Origin of the sequence: Candidatus Rhodoblastus alkanivorans, assembly GCF_022760755.1 — a bacterium.
In the GTDB taxonomy this organism is placed as follows: domain Bacteria; phylum Pseudomonadota; class Alphaproteobacteria; order Rhizobiales; family Beijerinckiaceae; genus Rhodoblastus; species Rhodoblastus alkanivorans.
The window spans coordinates 1,148,155-1,165,763 of the sequence record NZ_JAIVFP010000001.1; the positions used below are offsets into that span (position 1 = coordinate 1,148,155).

At 64.7% G+C, this 17,609-nt stretch carries 17 protein-coding genes; 10 read left to right on the forward strand and 7 right to left on the reverse strand.

What is annotated here, in order from left to right; translation table 11 throughout:
* Positions 1–45: 45 nt before the first annotated feature.
* From nadC to nadA, 3 genes are all read right to left on the reverse strand, one after another.
* Complete coding sequence (nadC, locus tag K2U94_RS05215) at positions 46–903, reverse strand: carboxylating nicotinate-nucleotide diphosphorylase (RefSeq protein WP_243066198.1); 858 nt, start codon at positions 901–903, stop codon at positions 46–48.
* Positions 900–2,453, reverse strand: a complete 1,554-nt coding sequence (locus tag K2U94_RS05220) for an L-aspartate oxidase (RefSeq protein WP_243066199.1) — start codon at positions 2,451–2,453, stop codon at positions 900–902. The genes nadC and K2U94_RS05220 overlap by 4 nt, the downstream gene beginning before the upstream one ends.
* A 76-nt stretch (positions 2,454–2,529) precedes the next feature.
* Positions 2,530–3,609, reverse strand: a complete 1,080-nt coding sequence (gene nadA / locus K2U94_RS05225) for a quinolinate synthase NadA (RefSeq protein ID WP_243066200.1) — start codon at positions 3,607–3,609, stop codon at positions 2,530–2,532.
* Between the two features lie 221 nt (positions 3,610–3,830).
* Between nadA and K2U94_RS05230 the strand changes: the two genes are divergently transcribed.
* Positions 3,831–5,318 (forward strand): hypothetical protein, encoded by a 1,488-nt coding sequence (locus K2U94_RS05230; RefSeq protein ID WP_243066201.1) that lies wholly within the window; start codon positions 3,831–3,833, stop codon positions 5,316–5,318.
* On the opposite strand, the gene K2U94_RS05235 is transcribed toward K2U94_RS05230, so the two are convergent.
* On the reverse strand, positions 5,311–6,957 hold the full coding sequence (locus tag K2U94_RS05235; protein WP_243066202.1) for an alpha-D-glucose phosphate-specific phosphoglucomutase: 1,647 nt from the start codon (positions 6,955–6,957) through the stop codon (positions 5,311–5,313). The genes K2U94_RS05230 and K2U94_RS05235 overlap by 8 nt on opposite strands.
* Positions 6,958–6,983: 26 nt before the next feature.
* Positions 6,984–8,282 carry an AmpG family muropeptide MFS transporter gene (locus tag K2U94_RS05240; RefSeq protein ID WP_243066203.1) on the reverse strand — a complete coding sequence of 433 codons (1,299 nt, stop codon included), beginning with the start codon at positions 8,280–8,282 and terminating at the stop codon, positions 6,984–6,986.
* A gap of 151 nt (positions 8,283–8,433) precedes the next feature.
* On the opposite strand from K2U94_RS05240, the gene K2U94_RS05245 reads away from it, so the two are divergent.
* Positions 8,434–8,877: an RrF2 family transcriptional regulator gene (locus K2U94_RS05245; RefSeq protein ID WP_243066204.1), complete on the forward strand. Its 444-nt coding sequence runs from the start codon at positions 8,434–8,436 to the stop codon at positions 8,875–8,877.
* Here the strand turns inward: K2U94_RS05245 and K2U94_RS05250 are convergent.
* Complete coding sequence (locus K2U94_RS05250; RefSeq protein WP_243066205.1) at positions 8,868–10,373, reverse strand: class I adenylate-forming enzyme family protein; 1,506 nt, start codon at positions 10,371–10,373, stop codon at positions 8,868–8,870. The genes K2U94_RS05245 and K2U94_RS05250 overlap by 10 nt on opposite strands.
* 89 nt (positions 10,374–10,462) lie before the next feature.
* Here K2U94_RS05250 and K2U94_RS05255 point away from each other — a divergent pair, with 89 nt between their 5' ends.
* Positions 10,463–11,107, forward strand: coding sequence for a class I SAM-dependent methyltransferase (locus K2U94_RS05255; RefSeq protein WP_243066206.1), 645 nt, complete (start codon positions 10,463–10,465; stop codon positions 11,105–11,107).
* Positions 11,108–11,158: 51 nt separating this feature from the next.
* On the opposite strand, the gene K2U94_RS05260 is transcribed toward K2U94_RS05255, so the two are convergent.
* Positions 11,159–12,106, reverse strand: a complete 948-nt coding sequence (locus K2U94_RS05260) for a GGDEF domain-containing response regulator (protein WP_243066207.1) — start codon at positions 12,104–12,106, stop codon at positions 11,159–11,161.
* A 159-nt stretch (positions 12,107–12,265) separates the two neighbouring features.
* Here K2U94_RS05260 and K2U94_RS05265 point away from each other — a divergent pair, with 159 nt between their 5' ends.
* Genes K2U94_RS05265 through fliQ form a run of 7 tightly spaced genes read left to right on the forward strand, consistent with a single transcriptional unit; the run spans position 12,266 to position 17,605 of the window.
* Positions 12,266–13,528 (forward strand): flagellar hook protein FlgE, encoded by a 1,263-nt coding sequence (locus tag K2U94_RS05265; RefSeq protein ID WP_243066208.1) that lies wholly within the window; start codon positions 12,266–12,268, stop codon positions 13,526–13,528.
* A 31-nt stretch (positions 13,529–13,559) separates the two neighbouring features.
* On the forward strand, positions 13,560–15,044 hold the full coding sequence (gene flgK, locus K2U94_RS05270) for a flagellar hook-associated protein FlgK (protein ID WP_243066209.1): 1,485 nt from the start codon (positions 13,560–13,562) through the stop codon (positions 15,042–15,044).
* A gap of 1 nt (position 15,045) precedes the next feature.
* Positions 15,046–16,104: a flagellar hook-associated family protein gene (locus K2U94_RS05275; RefSeq protein WP_243066210.1), complete on the forward strand. Its 1,059-nt coding sequence runs from the start codon at positions 15,046–15,048 to the stop codon at positions 16,102–16,104.
* 23 nt (positions 16,105–16,127) lie between these two features.
* A complete protein-coding gene (flaF, locus tag K2U94_RS05280; RefSeq protein WP_243066211.1) occupies positions 16,128–16,475 on the forward strand; it encodes a flagellar biosynthesis regulator FlaF in 348 nt (115 codons plus the stop codon).
* Positions 16,476–16,482: 7 nt separating this feature from the next.
* On the forward strand, positions 16,483–16,887 hold the full coding sequence (gene flbT, locus K2U94_RS05285; RefSeq protein WP_243066212.1) for a flagellar biosynthesis repressor FlbT: 405 nt from the start codon (positions 16,483–16,485) through the stop codon (positions 16,885–16,887).
* Between the two features lie 13 nt (positions 16,888–16,900).
* On the forward strand, positions 16,901–17,305 hold the full coding sequence (gene flgD / locus K2U94_RS05290; RefSeq protein WP_243066213.1) for a flagellar hook assembly protein FlgD: 405 nt from the start codon (positions 16,901–16,903) through the stop codon (positions 17,303–17,305).
* Between the two features lie 33 nt (positions 17,306–17,338).
* On the forward strand, positions 17,339–17,605 hold the full coding sequence (gene fliQ, locus K2U94_RS05295) for a flagellar biosynthesis protein FliQ (protein ID WP_243066214.1): 267 nt from the start codon (positions 17,339–17,341) through the stop codon (positions 17,603–17,605).
* Positions 17,606–17,609: the final 4 nt, after the last annotated feature.

A 17,609-nucleotide genomic window follows, 5' to 3' on the forward strand; every position in this document is an offset into this window, starting at 1 on the left:
GTCGTGAAGAAGATGGCCTTTTTACGCTCGCAGGGCAAGAACAGGTCAATTGATTTCAATATCGAGGCCAAGGTCGAGCACGGGCGCGGAATGGGTGAGCGCGCCGGAGGAAATCAGGTCGACGCCGGTTTCGGCGATTTCCTTCAGGCCGTCGAGATGGATTCCGCCCGAGGCTTCGGAGGTCATCCGGCCGCCGATCATCGCCACCGCCTCGCGCAATTGCGCCGGGGCCATATTGTCGAGCAGCACCGCGTCGGCGCCCTCGGCCAGAACCTCGCGCAACTGGTCGAGCGAATCGACCTCGATCTCGATCTTGACCAGATGGCCGACAAAGGCTTTCGCCGCGCGCAACGCCGGGACGACGCCGCCGGCGACGGCGATATGATTGTCCTTGATCAGCACGGCGTCGTCGAGGCCGAAGCGGTGATTGACGCCGCCACCGCAGCGCACCGCATATTTCTCGAAAGCGCGCAGGCCAGGCGTCGTCTTGCGGGTGCAGCAGACCTTCGTCTTGGTGTGGGCGATCGCGGCGGCGTATTGCGACGTCAAGGTGGCGACGCCGCACAGCCGGCCGAGAAAGTTGAGCGCGACGCGCTCGCCGGCGAGAACGCCGCGCGCCGGGCCCTCGATCCGGGCAAGGATCGCGCCGGGCGCGAAGGACTCGCCGTCGCGCGCGGCCGGCTCGAAGCTTATGGCGGGATCGACCAGCTCGAAGGCCTTGCGCGCGAGATCGAGTCCGGCGAGGACGCCCGGCCTTTTGCGCGCGGCGATCACGGCCCGGGCCTGGGCCGCGGCGGGAATGACGGCCTGCGAGGTGATGTCGCCGGCGCGGCCGAGATCTTCGGCCAAGGCGTCGCGCACGGCCGCCTCGACCAGATGGGGGCTGAGTATGGGAAGATTCATGCGGCCTCGGAAGCGACGACGCCATGCGCGGCGCGCAGGGCCTCGTCCAGTGTGATGAAGGAGCGGCGGGCCTGCGCCGGATCGGACGCGGGATAATCCGTGCGGAAATGGCCGCCGCGGCTTTCTCGCCGCAGAAAAGCGCTGGCGGCGATCAGCAGCGCGGCCTCGGCGCGGTTGCGCAGGTCCATGGAGCCCTCGGCGAGCGCCCGGCCGCGCAGGCGGCACAGAGCGCGCAGGGCCTCGCGCAGGCCGGCCTCGTCGCGCAGCACCCCCACATGGCGCGACATGATCCGGCGAATTTCCGCCGCGCCTTCGGGGTCGCGCCGCTCGGGCTGGCCGGGCGCGTGCGCGGATTTGAGCGCGGGCAGGGCGGGCAAGGCGGCGGCGATGTCGCGGGCGACGCGATCGCCGAAGACGACGGCCTCGAGCAGCGAATTGGAGGCGAGACGATTGGCGCCGTGGAGGCCGGTCGAGGCGGCCTCGCCCGCCGCCCACAGGCCGGGGAGCGAAGTCCGGCCGCGCCCATCGGTCCACAGTCCGCCCATGTGGTAATGCGCGGCCGGGGCGACGGGGATCGGTTGTAAGGAAGGGTCGATTCCGGCCGCCAGGCAGGACGCCGCGACATTGGGGAATTTTTCCGCGAAATTCGTTCCGACCGCTTCGGTTGCGTCGAGAAAAGCCCCGCGGCCGGCGGCGATCTCGGCGAAGACGCCGCGCGCGACAATGTCGCGGGGGGCGAGTTCGGCGTCCCGATGCAGGGCGGGCATGAAGCGCCGCCCCGTCCGATCGACCAGAACGGCGCCTTCGCCGCGCAGGGCCTCGGTCGCCAGGGGTGCGGGGTCGCGGCCGATGTCGATGGCGGTCGGATGAAATTGGACGAATTCGGCGTCGGCGATGCGCGCGCCCGCCCGCGCCGCGAAAGCGAGCGCCGCGCCGGACGCCTGGGCGGGATTGGTGGTGACGGCGTAAAGCCCGCCGACGCCGCCGCTGGCGAGCACGGTCGCACGCGCGGGAAAGGCGCGCAGAACGCCTGCCGCGTCGCGCGCGAATGCGCCGGCGATCCGGCCGTTCTGGACGATCAGGTCCTCGGCGACGAAATTTTCATGCACCGTGATCGACGGAGTCCGCCGTACGGCGGCGATCAGGGCCTGCATGATGGCGGCGCCGGCGCCGTCGCCCTTGACCCGCACGATGCGGCGAGCCGAATGGGCGGCCTCCTGCGAGGGCGCGAGGCGCCCGGCGGCGTCGCGGTCGAAAGGCGCGCCGAAACGCAGCAAATCCTCGACTCGCGCCCGGGCCTCGCGCGCGACCGAAAGCGCGACCTCGTTATCGACAATGCCGGCGCCGGCATTGGCCGTGTCCCTGGCGTGGAGTTCGGGGCTGTCGCCCTCGCTCACAGCCGCCGCGACGCCGCCCTGGGCCCAGACCGAAGACGCGCCTTCGCCGATCGGAGCGGCGGTGAGCACGGCGACCGGCAGGGGCGCGAGCTTCAGCGCGCAGAACAGGCCGGCCAATCCGCCGCCGACGATGAGGATGTCAGGTTCTCGCATTTCGGGCGCTCCCCCCCTCTCCCGGCATAAGGCGGCGTCTTTCGACGCGCTATGCGCGCAGAGGGAATAGGTCCGGTCACTTCAGTTCGATCATCCGCTCGACAGAGCGGCGGGCGCGCGCGGCGAGGATCGGGTCGACGACGACCTCCTCGCGCATATAGACCAGGCTGTCGAGGATTTTCGGCAGCGTGATCCGCTTCATATGCGGGCAGAGATTGCACGGGCGCACGAAATCGACGCCCGGATTTTCCGCCGCTACATTATCGGCCATGGAACATTCGGTGACGAGCAGCACGCGCTTGGGCTGGCGCGTCTTGACATAGTCGATCATGGCGGCGGTTGAGCCGGAGAAATCGCAGACGTCCACCACTTCCGGCGGGCATTCGGGATGGGCGACCAGCTTGATCGACGGGTCGTCCTCGCGATAGCGCAGCAATTCCTCGGCCGTGAAGCGCTCGTGCACCTCGCAGGCGCCGTGCCAGGCGATGATTTTCACTTTGGTCTGGCGCGCGATATTGGCGGCCAGGAAGCGATCGGGAACCATGATCACCGTATCCGCGCCAAGGCTTTCGACCACTTTCAACGCATTGGACGAGGTGCAGCAGATGTCCACCTCCGCCTTGACCTCGGCCGAGGTGTTGACATAGGCGACAATCGGAACGCCGGGATATTTGCGGCGCAGCGCCCGCACGTCCGCTCCCGTGATCGAGGAGGCGAGCGAGCAGCCGGCGCGGGAATCCGGGATCAGCACGGTCTTGTCGGGGCTGAGAATCTTGGATGTTTCCGCCATGAAATGGACGCCGCCCTGCACGATGACATCGGCGTCGGACTGGCCGGCGATCCGCGCGAGCTGGAGCGAATCCCCGACGACGTCGGCGACGCAATTATAGATTTCCGGCGTCTGGTAATTATGCGCCAGGATGACGGCGTTGCGCTGCTTCTTGAGGTCGTTGATCGCCTTGACATAGGGCGCGTGGAACGGCCATTCGATCGGCGGGATGATCGACTTGACCTTTTCGTAAAGCGGGGCGGTCTCGCGGGCGACTTCCGGCGTCCACGCCAGATTGGGCATGGGGACGACGCCATGGCGCAGGGCGGCGGGGCTCGGCTGAACCGGGGCCGCCCCGAGAACTTGAGAAGAAGTGACAACCTGCATGACGCTCACCATTATTATGCTCAATATGAGCATAACTTGACCGGAACGAAGGGCGGCGGGGTTTTTCCCCAAGACGGTTCCCTTTCACACTTCCTACATATACTCATAATGAGTATAAAGGCAAGGCCGATTCGTTAACAATTTTGCTGTTGGTTAGCGGCGCCGAAAACTCGGTCAACCTTTTCGATCCAGGCTGGTTCGGCGTTTTCGGAAATGGCGAAATGACGGATTCGGCGCTCGTAAATCACTCTCAAGCGCGATCGCGCGACTCCGCGCTGCCGCGCCGTCTGATCCTGCCGCCTTTGGCCAAGGCGCCGGCGGCGGACTGGCCGCTCGCGGCGCTGGCGGCCCTTGGCTGTTTCGCCCTGCTTTTGCCTACGGCGCCGAGCCTTCTCGCCGACGGCGACATGTTCTGGCATATCCGCACCGGGCAGGAGATCCTCGCGACCGGCCATTTTCCGACTGTCGACGCCTATTCCTGGTCGATGACCGGCCATCCGTGGATCGCCAAGGAATGGTTGTCGCAGGTCCTTTACGCCCTCGCTTTCAATCTCGCGGGCTGGACCGGGGCGGCTCTTCTCGCGCTTGCGGCCGCGAGCGCGGCTTACGCAATGGTGTTCGCCGCCGTCGAGCGCCGGGCGGGTGCGGCTTTCGCCCTTGCCTCGGTTCTGGTCATCGCCATGGCCGGCAATTTCCATTTGCTGGTCCGGCCCCATGTGCTCGCCTGGCCGGTTATGGTCCTGTTCGCGTCGCAATTGCTGGATGCGGCCGAGGAGGGCCGGGCGCCGCGATTGCGCTCGGCGCTTCTGATCACGCTCTGGGCCAATCTGCACGGCTCCTTCCTGCTCGGCTTCATTATCCTGCCCTTCTTCGCCTGGGAATCGCTCGCGAGGACCACGGCGCCGCGCGGGCCTCTCGCCCTGCGCTGGCTGGTCTTCGCCGCCCTTTGTGTCGGCGCCGCGCTGATCCATCCCTATGGCTGGGGCGTGCTCATCGCGGCGCGCGAGGTTCTGACCCTCGGTCCGGCCATGTCGCTCATTGCGGAATGGCGGCCGCAGAATTTCGCGGGTTTCGGCCATTTCGAATTAATCCTGCTGCTTGGCCTGGGCGCCGCGCTCCTGACCGGCCTGCGCCTGCCGGCGCCTCGCCTCGCCTTGCTGCTCGCCCTGCTCCATTCGATGCTCGCCCATGTCCGGCAGGAGACGCTCGGCCTGATGATCATCGCGCTTCTGCTCGGCGCGCCGGTCGCGGCGCTCAGGGGCGTCGTTCGCCTGCCGCGCGAAAAACGTTCGCTGGCGGCTTTCACGGTGGTGGCGACGGCGATCGTCACGGGCGGCATGGCGCTGAAGAATTTTCCACTGACGCTGCCCGAGGCAACCGCGCCGCGCGCGGCGCTCGCCGCCGCTCGCGCGGCCGGCGTCAAGGGCAATGTGCTGAACGACGATCATTTCGGCGGCTATCTCATCAGCCGGTATGTGCCGACCTACGTCGATGGCCGCGCCGAAATGTACGGCATGATGCATTACGACCTGTCGATGGCGATTGGCGGCCGCATGCCGGACAAGCTCGCGGCTTTGCTGGCCGACCCGAAGATCGGCTGGACTCTTTTGCCGAGCGTCATGCCCGCCAACCGGACGCTTGCCGCCTCGCCCGATTGGCGTCTGGTCTATCGCGATCCTGTCGCGACGGTTTACGCGAGGGTCAGGTGATCACGCTCGGCTTGTCGCGGCCAGTGTAGCGGCTGATTTCGGCGATCTTCTCGGCGCAGGCGATCAGATCGGCCAAAGCTTCCTGCGTTTCCAGTTCATGCTTGGCCGGGTCGGGCTCGTAACGCTCGATATAGACGCGCAAGGTCGCGCCGGCGGTGCCGGTGCCAGACAGGCGATAGACGATGCGCGAGCCCTCAGTGAAGAGCACGCGGATTCCCTGCTTTTCCGAGACTGAGGCGTCCACCGGGTCCGTATAGGCGAAATCGTCCGCCGCCTCGACCTTCAGCGCCCCAAAGCCCTGGCCGGGCAAGCCGGGAAGTTTCGCGCGCAAATTGGCGATCAGGGCCTCGGCGCCTTCGCTCGCCACTTCCTCATAATCGTGGCGGGAATAATAATGCCGGCCGAATTCGGCCCAATGGGCGCGCACGATCTCCTTTACGCCTGTCTTTCGCGCGGCGAGGATGTTCAGCCACATCAGCACCGCCCACAACCCGTCCTTCTCGCGGACATGATTGGAGCCGGCGCCCGCGCTTTCCTCGCCGCAGATCGTCACCCTTCCGGCGTCGAGCAGATTGCCGAAGAATTTCCAGCCCGTGGGCGTCTCATACATGCCGATCTTGAGCTTTTCCGCGACCCGGTCGGCGGCGCGGCTGGTCGGCATGGAGCGCGCGACGCCGGCGATGCCGGACCTGTAGCCGGGAGCGAGATGGGCGTTGGCGGCGATGATGGCGAGCGAATCCGAGGGGGTGACGAACTGGCCGCGCCCGATGATCAGGTTGCGGTCGCCGTCGCCGTCCGAAGCCGCACAGAGATCGGGCGCGGCGTCCGACATGGCAAGGTCGAGAAGATGTCTGGCGTGGACCAGATTGGGGTCGGGGTGGTGGCCGCCGAAATCGGGCAGGGGCTCGCCATTGATCACGCTGCCCTTTGCCGCGCCGAGCGCGTCTTCGAAAATCGCCTTGGCATAGGGTCCGGTGACCGCGCTCATGGCGTCGAATTTCAGTGTAAATCCGTCTTTGAATATTTGCGCGATGGCGGGGAAGTCGAACAGGCTTTCCATCAGCGCGAGATAGACCGCGACCGGGTCGATGATCCGCACAATCGCCCCGCCGACGCGGGTTTCGCCGAGTCTGTCGAGGTCCACGTCCGGCGCTTCGATGATTTTATAGCTCTGGATGGTCCCGCTATGGGCGAAAATCGCCTCGGTGATCTTTTCCGGCGCCGGGCCGCCGTTGGAAATATTATATTTGATGCCGAAATCGGCCTCCGGCCCGCCGGGATTGTGGCTGGCGGACAGCACGATCCCGCCGAAAGCCTGTTCCGCGCGGATGACAGCCGAGGCGGCGGGGGTGGAAAGGATGCCGCCGCGCCCGACCAGGATTTCCCCGAAACCATTGGCCGCCGCCATGCGGATCACGATCTGGATCGCCTCGCGGTTGAAGAAGCGGCCGTCGCCGCCGACCACCAGGGTCTTGCCCTTGAAACCTTCCAGCGCGGCAAAGATCGACTGGACGAAATTGGCCAGATAATGCGGCTGCTGGAAGATTTTGGTCTTCTTGCGGAGGCCGGAGGTGCCGGGGCGCTGGTCGGGATAAGGTTTGGTCGCGACGGTCCGGATTTCGGAAAGCAGAATCGTCATCGGGGCGCGTTTCCCTTTTTTGATCTTCAGGCGGCTTCGGGCTGGCTCGCCGCGGCCTCCTGCCGCGCCTGAATGCGCCAGACTATGACGCAGATTGCGGCGACCGGGATCCCGATACAGGAGGTGGCGATGAAAAAGGCGGGATAGCCGAAGGCGGCGACCGCGAAACCGGAAAAGCCGCCGAGCAATTTGCCCGGCAAAGCGTAAAGAGAGGAGAGGAGAGCATATTGCGCGGCGGCATAGAGCGGCGAGGTCAGCGACGACATGAAGGCGATCAGCGCGGTGCCGGCAAAACCGCCGGCGAAATTCTCGACGCAGACCGAAAGCGTCAGCATTCTTATGTCCGCCCCGCGCGCGGCGAGCGCGGCGAGGGCGAGATGGGAGGCGCTGGCGGCGATCCCGCCGATCAGCAGCGAGGGCATCAGGCCGAAACGCGTCACCGCCACGCCGCCGGCGAAAATGCCGCCAAGCCCGACCCAGAAGCCGAATAATTTGGTCACATTGGCGATGTCGGCCAGGGAAAAACCGAGGTCGATATAGAGCGGATTGGCCATGACGCCGGAGACGAAATCAGGCAGGCGGTAGATCGAGAGCAGCGCCAGGAAAAGCAGCGCGAAACGGCCGTTGCGCTGGAAGAAATCCTTGAGCGGATCGCGGTAGGCGGCGATCACGTTGATATGGCGCTCGGGCCCCGCGACAATATGGGCGGCGGGCTCCGGGGCCAGCAGGCTTGCGCCGAGACCCACCGCCATCAGGCAGGCCATGGCGAGATAAGCGGCGCGCCAACTCTCGAACTTGGCGATGTAAAGCGCGCCGGCCCCGGCGCAGAGAATGGCGAATTTATAGCCGATCTGGCTCGCCGCCGACATTTCGCCCTGTTCTTCCGGCGGCGCGATCGCGATGCGCCAGCCGTCGATCATGATGTCCTGGGTCGCGGAGGAAAAGCCGAGACAGAAGGCAAATGCGATCGTCCACGCCAGATTATGGGCGGGATCGCCAAAAGCGACGCCCACGAGGCAAAAGGCGACGCCAAACTGGGTCAGGGCCATCCAGCCGCGCCGCCGGCCCAGCCAGCGGCCGAGCAGCGGCGCGTCATAGCGGTCGAGCAGCGGCGCCCACAGGAACTTGAAGGAATAGGCCAGGGCGACCCAGCTCATCAGGCCGATATGTTGCCTGGAAACGCCGGCCTGGCGCAGCCAGGCCGATTGAGTGGAGAACACCAGCAGGAAGGGCAGGCCGGAGGAAAAGCCCAGCGCCAGCATGAGCGCGAGCTTTCGGTCGGCAAAGAGGCGGAGCTTGGACTTGCGCTGCGATTCGGCCTGCATCGGCCCGGACTATTGCACGAATGCGCGACAAAAGCGAAAGGCCCTTGTGCGGCGCCGATATAAAAGGTCTTATTCCATCGTTTTTATGGGTTTTTGCTGGATAAAATGATATTTTGCCGGGAATCGGCGTCAGGCGGCGGGAACGGGAGAAATGCTGACCAACAAGGGGAAATATGGGCTCAAGGCGATGGTTCATCTCGCCGGGCTCGAAGCGGGCGCGCTTGCGCAGGTCCAGGAAATGGCCGACGCCAATTCGATCCCGAAAAAATTCCTCGACCAGATTCTCTCCGAATTGCGCAATTCCGGGTTGGTGTTTTCGAAAAAGGGCAAGGGCGGCGGCTATGCTTTGGCGCGTTCGGCGAATCAGATCACGGTTGGTCAGATCGTCCGGGTGCTCGACGGGCCGCTCGCGCCGATTCCCTGCGCCAGCGTCACCGCCTATCGCGCCTGCGACGATTGCGGCGACGAGCGCGTCTGCACGGTGCGGCTGGTGATGGTCAAGGCCCGCAACGCCATTTCGGACGTGCTCGACAATCTGTCGCTCGCCGAAATGCGCGCCATGGGCGCGCTGCCGGAGACGCTCATTCAGATCTGAGCGGGAGGCGCCCATATCTCGGGCAGAAGCCGCCGTGCGATTTTGCCGTTTTTCGTGCGCGGCAGGTCGCTCACGAAGACATATTTCTTGGGGTTCTTGTAGGCGGCGAGATGTTCGGCGCAATGGTTCCTGAGCACTGCTTCGTCCGGCGCGGCGCCGGGCGCGAGGACGACAAAGGCGCAGATCACCGAGACATCCTCGCGGACCTTGCGTTCAACCGCCGCGACATCGGCCACCCCCGGCGCGTGGCTCAAGGAGGCTTCGACCTCGGCCGGCGAGACGCGATAGCCCTGGGCGTTCATGAGGTCGTCGGCGCGGCCATGCAGCCAGACATAGCCGTCGGCGTCGAGTTCGGCGACGTCGCCGCCGACGAACCATGCGCCGCGAAAGACTTCCCGTTCTGCCTCCGGGCGGCGCCAATAGGAGAGCATCAGGCCGGGGTCGGAACGATGGACCGCGATCAGGCCGCGCTCGCCGGCGGGCAGCTGCCTCTCGCCGCCATCGAGCGGCAATATGGCGACGCGCCGGCCCGGCTGCGGCTTGCCGGGCGAGCCGGGGCGGGTCGGGACGGTCGGGCCGCTTGAAATATAGGTCGAGATTTCGCTCATCCCGAGCGCTTCATAGAGCGGCTTGCCCGACTTTTCGCGCCATTGTTCCAGCAGGGCGGGCTTGAGCGCCTCGCCCGCGACAACCCCGTGGCGCAGACTCGCCAGAGTGTCCCGCGTGCAGGAGGCCTGGCGCAGCATCTGGCGATAGACGCCGGGCACGGCGGCGAAAATGCTCGCGGAAAAGCGCGCGATCAGCGTCGGCCAGACGCTCGCTTCGGCGGGCCCGTTGTAAAGGACCGCCGCCGCGCCCCTTGCGAAAGGGTCCATCAGGCCGACGCCGAGCGTATAGGTCCAGTTGATCGCGCCCGCATGCAGGACGATGTCGGATTCGGTCAGGCCGAGCCAATGGTCGAGCACGGGCGCGCGGCCGAGAATGACGCGCTGGGCGTGCAGCACGCCCTTGGGGCGGTCGGACGTGCCTGAGGTATAGATGAGATAGGCGGGGTCGTCCGGCGCCGTCGCGGCATAGGCGCGCGGCGGGAAGGCGGAGAGGCGTGCAAGTTCCTCATCGCCGATGATCCGCGTCCCTTGCACGGCAAGGCCGCCCGAACAGATCGCGGCGGCCGCGCCCGAATCGGCGGCGAGGAAATCGGCTTCGTCCTGTGTGAGTTGGGCGGAGGAGGGCAAAGCGACCAGACCGGCGGCGATCAGGGCGAAAAAGCTCAGGACATAGGCAAGATCGTTGCCGCGCCGGATCATGACCCGTGCGCCGGTCGGCAGGCCGAGCGACGACAGGCCCGCCGCGAGGCGGCGCACGGCGAGGTCGAACGCCTCGTAAGTCAGGCGCCTTTCACTCGTCCCGTCGGTGAGGATGAGCGCGGTTTTCGCCCCGCGGCGCGCGGCGTTTTCGGCGAGGCAGAAGCCGGCAAGATTGAAGCTTTCGGTCATGGGCGGAAACAATCAGACCTTCATTGTCCTGTCACCTGATTTTCATAGGCAGACGCGGTTACGCGCAGGCGGTGAGGAAAGGAACGCCGATGTCTCAATCGATGCAAGTCGAGAGTCTGAACGCCCGCAAGACCTATGAGCGCATCGCCTCGATTTATGACTTCCTCGACGCGCCTTATGAGATCGGCTGGAAGCGCGCCTTGCGCCGCCGCATGTTCGAGGGCCTGCGCGGCGCCGTTCTCGACGCCGGCTGCGGCACGGGGTGCAATTTCGTCGCTTATCCCGACGGCGTGAAAGCTTCCGGCTGCGACGCCAGCGCCGCCATGCTGGAGCGGGCGCGGACGCGGGCCGAAAAGCTCGGGCTTCTCGTCGATCTGCGCCGCTCCGATCTCACCCGGCTCGACTGGCCGGACGATAGCTTTGACGGCGTCGTCGCCACTTTCGTCTTCGCCTGTATCGAGGATCACGAGCAGCTCGCCGCGCTCAAGGAATTGCACCGGGTCTGCAAGGCGGAGGGCGAAATCCGGATCGTCGATTACCGCCTCTCGCCGCGCCCTCTGGTGCGGGCTCGTCAAAAGCTGATGTCGAAATGGCTCAACGGCGCTTTCGCGGCGACCTATACGCCGACCACGGAAAACTATTTCGATGAGGCGGGCCTTGAAGTTATCGAGCAAAAATTCATCCGCAGCGACGTGCTCAAGATGATCCGCCTGCGTCCGCGCCAGCCGAGCTGAACGCTCGTGCGAAGCAGGTCCAAGAACGCGTTGCCTTTTCGGGCGGCGCGCTCAGACAGCGGCGCGCCGCCGGCTCTCGCGCCGCTCGCCGGCATGGCGGATGAGACTGGCGGATACTGAGCAGGGCCTTTCGTCGTCATGGACCACGACACGGTCGCGCCCGCCGCGCTTGGCGGCGTAAAGCGCGCAATCGGCGCGGCGCAGAAGGTCGTCGATTTCCGCGCCAGGCTGGGCGACGGCGACGCCGAAGCTGCAGCTCAGGCGCAATGGCGTTCCATCGACGTCGATCTCGCACGAAGCTATCGCGCGGCGGAGGTCTTCCGCCACCGCCAAGGCGTGTTCCGGACTGCTTGCCGGCAGCAAGAGAACGAATTCCTCGCCGCCGAGACGGGCGGCGACGTCAGCCCGCCGGGCGAGATTTTCCGCGACGCTCTTCAGGGCCTTGTCGCCCCAGGCATGGCCGAATCGGTCGTTGACCGACTTGAAATGGTCGACGTCCGCCATGATCGCCGCGATCGGCGCCCCGCCCTCCTTGCAGATTTTTATGGCGCGGTGGAAAAAGGCAGGGCGGTTCAGCAGGCCGGTCAGGCCGTCGCGCGTGGCCAGTTCCACCAGTTTCAGTTGCATCTGGTTGAAGCGTTCCGCGGAGCGCAGCCGCGCATACAGCTCGTTGGCGCAGAGCGGCAGTTGCATCACGTCGTCGGCGCCGCAATCGAGGGCCTCGACCACGCCTTCCGGCGACATCGGCCGCGACACCAGGCAGATATAGATCGGGCGTTCCGAACTCGCGAGAAGCCGCGCCTCCCAGCAAAGCTCGACGGCCTGCTCGGCTTTCTGGAGATCGAGGACGAGGAAGGCGTTTGTGGTCTGGTCGTCCCGCAGCTTTGTCAGCGCGCGCTCGCCCTCGGAGAAACGCAGGACGTCGTGGCCCCGCGTTTCAAGGATGGCGGCGATCGATTCTCTCGGCTCCCGATTGGCCGCCAGCAACACGACACGCATTCTTCCGTCTCCCCCAGGGCCAACACGCGGCCGCCGGCGCCCTTGCAACCATAGGTGGAAAGCGTGAGCTCTAGGTTAACCGGACCGTCTTCGCCCGGCGACAGCTTCGCGCAAGGCAGCACGCGCATTTTTCGCTGAACGCGATCCCGGAGAAGCACGATGGGTCTTTACGACGCCATGAACGCCAGCGTGACGGGCATGTCTGCCCAGTCGAACCATCTGACCAATATCGGCCAGAACATTTCGAATTCCAGCACGGTGGGCTACAAGCAGGCAGACACGGAATTTTCCACCATGGTCGACCAGGCCGGCGTCGGCCAAACCGCGGCCGGCGGCGTGATCGCCAGCACGCGCCTCGATATCGCCCAGCAGGGCACGCTGACCGGCGCCACTTCAGCGACCGATCTCGCCGTCAGCGGCAGTGGCTTTTTCGTGGTCTCCAACGCCGCGGGCCAGCAGTTCCTGACCCGCGCCGGCTCCTTTGTCGCCGACAAGGACGGCAATCTCGTCAATGCGGCGGGCTATTATCTCAATGGCTACAGCCTCGCCAACGGAACGCCGACCATGGCGGCCAATTCGCTGTCCGGCATGCAGATCGTCAATGTCAATTCCGCCACTTTGTCGGCGACCCCGACGACGAGCGGAACCCTGACCGCCAATCTGCCCTCCGCGGATTCGACCATCGCGGCCGCCGACCTGCCCTCGGCCAACAGCTCGTCCTCGACCTATGACGAGAAGACATCGATGGTCATGTACGACAACCTCGGCGCCTCGCACACCATCGACGTCTATTTCGCCCAGACCGCGTCGGGAACCTGGGAAGCCTCGGCCTACGACCATTCGGCGGCAAGCTCAACCGGAGGTTTCCCATATAGTTCCGCGGCGCTGGCGACCACGACGCTGAGCTTCGACTCGAGCAACGGCCATCTGACGTCGGGCAGCGCCAACAGTCTTTCCATTCCTGTGCCGAGCGGCGCGAACATGACGCTCGACCTTTCCGGCATGACCCAGCTCGCCGGCTCGTTCGCGGTCTCCACCGCGACGGTCAACGGCAACGCAGCCGCCTCGATAAGCTCGGTCACCATCGGCACGGACGGCGCCTTGTCGTACGACCTCACGAACGGCTCGATCGTCTCGGCTTACAAGATCCCGCTAGCGTCGGTGGCGAGCCCGGACAATCTGGAGGCGTTATCCGGCAACGTCTATTCGCCGAATATCCTTTCCGGTCAGGCTTCGGTGGGCACGGCGGGCACGGGAGGGCTGGGAACGATCCAGTCGAACGAGCTCGAGGAATCCACGGTCGATATTGCGACGGAACTGACCAACATGATCGTCGCCCAGCGCGGCTATCAGGCCAATGCGCAAATGTTCAAGACAGGCGCCGACCTGATGAACACACTGATCCAGATGAACCTGACGTAACAAGAGATCGCCGCAAAAGAGGATCGCCAAGATGGGCCTCTCGAACGCCTGGGATGTCGCCACGACCTCGCTCGCGACCAATGCGGGCCTGACCTCGATCGTCTCGCGCAACATTTCCAATGCGCAGAACACGGCCGGCTATGTCTCGACCAAGGTCGCCAATCTCGTCACCGGGTCGAATGGCGCGGCGACGATCGCTTCGATCAGCGATCTCGCCAACGCGACCTTGTTCAACTCCATGCTTTCGAGCACATCGGCGAACGCCTCGGCCCAGGCGCTCTCCACCGGCGTGACCCAGTTGCAGCAGACGGTGAGCGACGCGACCACGACGAGCGACTCAAGCACCGCCGCGCAATCGCCGTCCACGCTGCTGCAGTCCCTGTCCACGGCGCTGCAAACTTATTCGTCCTCGCCCGGCAGCGCCTCGGCCGCGAGCGCCGTGCTGACGGCGGCGCAGAGTCTCGCTAGCGGCCTCAATTCGGCGAGCGCGACGGTCGCGAGCGTGCGCGAGACGGCGGACCAGGACATGGTCAATTCCGTCTCGACGGTCAATTCGCTGCTCGCCCAGTTCCAGGACGTCAACAATAGGATCGTGAAAGGGACCGCGACCGGCTCCGACATTTCCAACGCGCTCGACCAGCGCAACACGATTTTGCAGAGCCTCTCGCAACAGATTGGCATCACGACGACAACCGGCTCGAACGGCTCGATGTCGATCTATACCGACAGCGGCGCGACATTGTTCGACGTGTCCCCGCGCAGCGTGACCATGACGCCGACGACGACTTATACCGCTTCGACGACCGGGGCGGCCGTCTATGTGGACGGCGTTCCGGTGACGGGCGCAAACGCTGTCATGCCGATCCAGTCGGGCGCGCTCGCCGGCTATGCAAACCTGCGCGACAATGTCGCACCCCAATATCAGGCGCAGCTCGATTCCATCGCCGGCGGCCTCGTCAACGCCTTCGCCGAGACCAATAGCTCCACCGGCGCGCAGGCTCCGGGTCTGTTCACTTATGCGGGCGCGACCGGCGTTCCCGGCTCGTCGCGGGTTTCCGGCCTCGCCGGCGAAATCGAGGTTTCGAGCGCGGTCGATCCATCGCAGGGCGGCTCGCTCGGTCTGATCCGCGACGGTGGGATCAACGGTTTGGGCTATGTCCAGAACTCGACCGGCGCCTCGGGCTACAGCGCGGTGATTCAGGGAGACATTGCGGCGCTGAGCGCGACGACCGCTTTTCCTTCCGCCGGCGGGCTCTCGACCTCGACCAGCCTGAGCGATTACGCCGCCAATTCGGCGAGCTGGCTCGACGGCGAATATCAAACCGCAAGCAGCCAGGCGACCTATCAGTCGACCTTGCAGACCCAGGCGTCGCAAGCACTCTCCAACGCCATTGGCGTCAATATCGACACGCAAATGTCGAAAATGCTCGATCTCGAAAACTCCTATCAGGCGTCGGCCAAATTGATTTCGACCATCAATACGATGTTCGGCGCCCTCTTGCAGGCGGTGGCGTGACATGAGTCTGAATGCGGTGTCCTCGGCGACCCTTTCCTCGATCCTCCAGAATACGGTTTCGCGCATCCAGTCGCAGTTGACGACCAGCGAGATCGAAAATTCGACCGGCAAACTTGCCGACATCGGACTGACGCTCGGCGCCGATTCCGGCCAGGATATCGCCCTGCATCAGCAGATGGCCGATTTGACGGCGATTTCGAATTCCAACGCCGTGGTCACGGCCCAGCTTGGGGGCGCCGCGAACGCTTTGACCAGCCTGCAAAGCACGGCTTCGACCATGCTGTCCGCCTTCGTCGACGGCGCGTCGGGAACGGCGAACAGCATTGGCGCCGCCGGCTTGCAGCAGCAGGCGTCAGGCGCTTTGCAGACCTTCGCGTCGCTGATGAATTCGGACGTCGGCGGGGTTTATGTCTTTGGTGGAATCAACAGCGGCGTCGCGCCGATCGCCGCCTATTCCCAGACTCCCCCGAGCATGGCGCAAAATGCGGTGGAGACCGCGTTTCAGAATTATTTCGGCTTCGCAATCTCGTCATCGAATGTGAATTCGATCACCGGGACGCAGATGCAGACTTTTCTCACCAATCAATTCGCCGCTCTGTTCAGCGGGTCGAATTGGACGTCGGACTGGTCGTCCGCCAGCGACACGGCCGCGACCAACCGCATCGGCGCCAACCAGACCGTGACGACCTCCGTCAGCGGCAATGATCCGGCGTTCCAGAACATGGCGGAAGCCCTGACCATGGTCAGCGCCTTCGGCGGGCTCAACCTTTCCTCCGACGCTTATTCGACCCTCATGAGCACGGCGCAATCGGTGATGAACAGCGCAAACAACGGCCTGATCTCGGCTAGCACGGCGGTCGGGACGATGGAGAACCAGGTGACCGAGGCGAACAGCGCGATCAACCTGCAGCAAAACGTGCTGACCACGCAGATCAACGCGGCCGAGACGGTCAACGCCTATGATGTGGCGACCCAGGTGAGCAATCTCTCGACCCAATTGCAGACGGCCTATTCGCTCACGTCGCAGATCCACAAGCTGAGCCTCGTCAATTTTCTTTAGCCTGAAACCTGCGAGACTGCCGAATGTACCAGTTCACCTATGCAGAAGTTGTCGACGATTCGCCTCAAGACATGCGCGAGCGCGAGCGCGACGCTCTGGCGCGCTGCATCGACATGCTGGAGGCCGCGGAGAAAGCCGGGCCGCAATCCGCCGAAGCGCGCGACGCACTTACTTTTCTGCGCCGCCTGTGGTCGATCTTCATCGAGGATCTGAGCAGCGAGGGCAATGATCTGCCGAGGGACCTCCGCGTCCAGCTCATTTCCATCGGTATCTGGACTCTGAAAGAGATCGAGCGGCTGCGCAGCGGCGCGAAGCAGAGCTTCGGCGATCTCATCGAGATCAACGCGATCATTCGCGACGGACTGGCGTGAGGCGGTCATGCTGTTGAAACTGCGGGCCGGCGAGAAGCTTTACATCAACGGCGCCGTCATCAGGGTCGAGCGGAAGGCGACGATCGAATTGCTCAACGACGCGACCTTTCTGCTCGAGGCGCATGTCATCCAGCCGGATGAGGCGAGCACGCCATTGCGCCAGCTTTATTTCACGCTGCAAACGGAGCTGATGGATCGCGACGCGGCGCCAATTGCGCGAAAGATGTTCAAAACCATGCTGGCGGACACCAGCGCGGCTTTTGGCCCCGGCGCCGTGGCGGAGGGTTTGCGCGAGGCGCAGGCTTTGGCCGAATCGGGCCGCATATTCGAAGCCCTCAAGGCCATTCGGGCGCTTTATCCGCGCGAGGCCGAATTGCTCACAGGAGCGCCGCAAACAAACGCCGCCGCCTGAAAAGGATCAAACCATGACCGTGTCTTCCGTCACCGCGACGACCCCGACCGCCACCATCAGCGCCAACAGCACTGCCGCGCAGGCGGCGACTATCAATTACAACGAATTCCTCCAGCTGCTCGTCACCGAATTGCAGAACCAGGATCCGACCAATCCGATGGACCCGACGCAGCAGGTCTCGCAGCTTGCGTCCTTCTCGTCGGTCGAGCAGCAGGTGCAGACCAATTCGACGCTGACTTCACTGTTGAACAATTCCTATATTTCACAGGCTGAAGCCGCGATCGGAAAAACGGCGACATCGGCGGACGGCTCGGTCAGCGGGACGATTTCCTCCGTCTCGATCAGTTCCTCCGGTGCGACAGCGACGCTGACGGACGGCAATACTTTGTCGCTCGGCACGGGCGTAACGATCTCCTGACGCCGCACTCCTCGTCCTGAAAGCAATCCCGCCATGAACGAGGCTGACGCGCTCGATCTGCTTCACGCCTCGATCTGGACGATCCTTGTCGCCGCGGGTCCGGCGGTGGCCGCGGCCATGGTCGTCGGCATAGCCATCGCCTTGTTTCAGGCCCTGACCCAGATCCAGGAAGCGACCCTGACCTTCGTTCCCAAGATCATCGCCGTCCTCCTCACCCTGGCCTTGACGGGCGCCTTCATGGGCGCGCAAATTCACACTTTCGCCGAGCAGGTTTACGGGCGGGTGGAAAAAGGCTTCTGAACGC

Excerpts from the sequence above, each read along its gene's own strand:
- nadC (WP_243066198.1), bottom strand. The coding sequence starts at position 903 with ATGAATCTTCCCATACTCAGCCCCCATCTGGTCGAGGCGGCCGTGCGC.
- K2U94_RS05220 (WP_243066199.1), bottom strand. The coding sequence starts at position 2,453 with ATGCGAGAACCTGACATCCTCATCGTCGGCGGCGGATTGGCCGGCCTG.
- nadA (WP_243066200.1), bottom strand. The coding sequence starts at position 3,609 with ATGCAGGTTGTCACTTCTTCTCAAGTTCTCGGGGCGGCCCCGGTTCAG.
- K2U94_RS05230 (WP_243066201.1), top strand. The coding sequence starts at position 3,831 with ATGACGGATTCGGCGCTCGTAAATCACTCTCAAGCGCGATCGCGCGAC.
- K2U94_RS05235 (WP_243066202.1), bottom strand. The coding sequence starts at position 6,957 with ATGACGATTCTGCTTTCCGAAATCCGGACCGTCGCGACCAAACCTTAT.
- K2U94_RS05240 (WP_243066203.1), bottom strand. The coding sequence starts at position 8,282 with ATGCAGGCCGAATCGCAGCGCAAGTCCAAGCTCCGCCTCTTTGCCGAC.
- K2U94_RS05245 (WP_243066204.1), top strand. The coding sequence starts at position 8,434 with ATGCTGACCAACAAGGGGAAATATGGGCTCAAGGCGATGGTTCATCTC.
- K2U94_RS05250 (WP_243066205.1), bottom strand. The coding sequence starts at position 10,373 with ATGACCGAAAGCTTCAATCTTGCCGGCTTCTGCCTCGCCGAAAACGCC.
- K2U94_RS05255 (WP_243066206.1), top strand. The coding sequence starts at position 10,463 with ATGTCTCAATCGATGCAAGTCGAGAGTCTGAACGCCCGCAAGACCTAT.
- K2U94_RS05260 (WP_243066207.1), bottom strand. The coding sequence starts at position 12,106 with ATGCGTGTCGTGTTGCTGGCGGCCAATCGGGAGCCGAGAGAATCGATC.
- K2U94_RS05265 (WP_243066208.1), top strand. The coding sequence starts at position 12,266 with ATGGGTCTTTACGACGCCATGAACGCCAGCGTGACGGGCATGTCTGCC.
- flgK (WP_243066209.1), top strand. The coding sequence starts at position 13,560 with ATGGGCCTCTCGAACGCCTGGGATGTCGCCACGACCTCGCTCGCGACC.
- K2U94_RS05275 (WP_243066210.1), top strand. The coding sequence starts at position 15,046 with ATGAGTCTGAATGCGGTGTCCTCGGCGACCCTTTCCTCGATCCTCCAG.
- flaF (WP_243066211.1), top strand. The coding sequence starts at position 16,128 with ATGTACCAGTTCACCTATGCAGAAGTTGTCGACGATTCGCCTCAAGAC.
- flbT (WP_243066212.1), top strand. The coding sequence starts at position 16,483 with ATGCTGTTGAAACTGCGGGCCGGCGAGAAGCTTTACATCAACGGCGCC.
- flgD (WP_243066213.1), top strand. The coding sequence starts at position 16,901 with ATGACCGTGTCTTCCGTCACCGCGACGACCCCGACCGCCACCATCAGC.
- fliQ (WP_243066214.1), top strand. The coding sequence starts at position 17,339 with ATGAACGAGGCTGACGCGCTCGATCTGCTTCACGCCTCGATCTGGACG.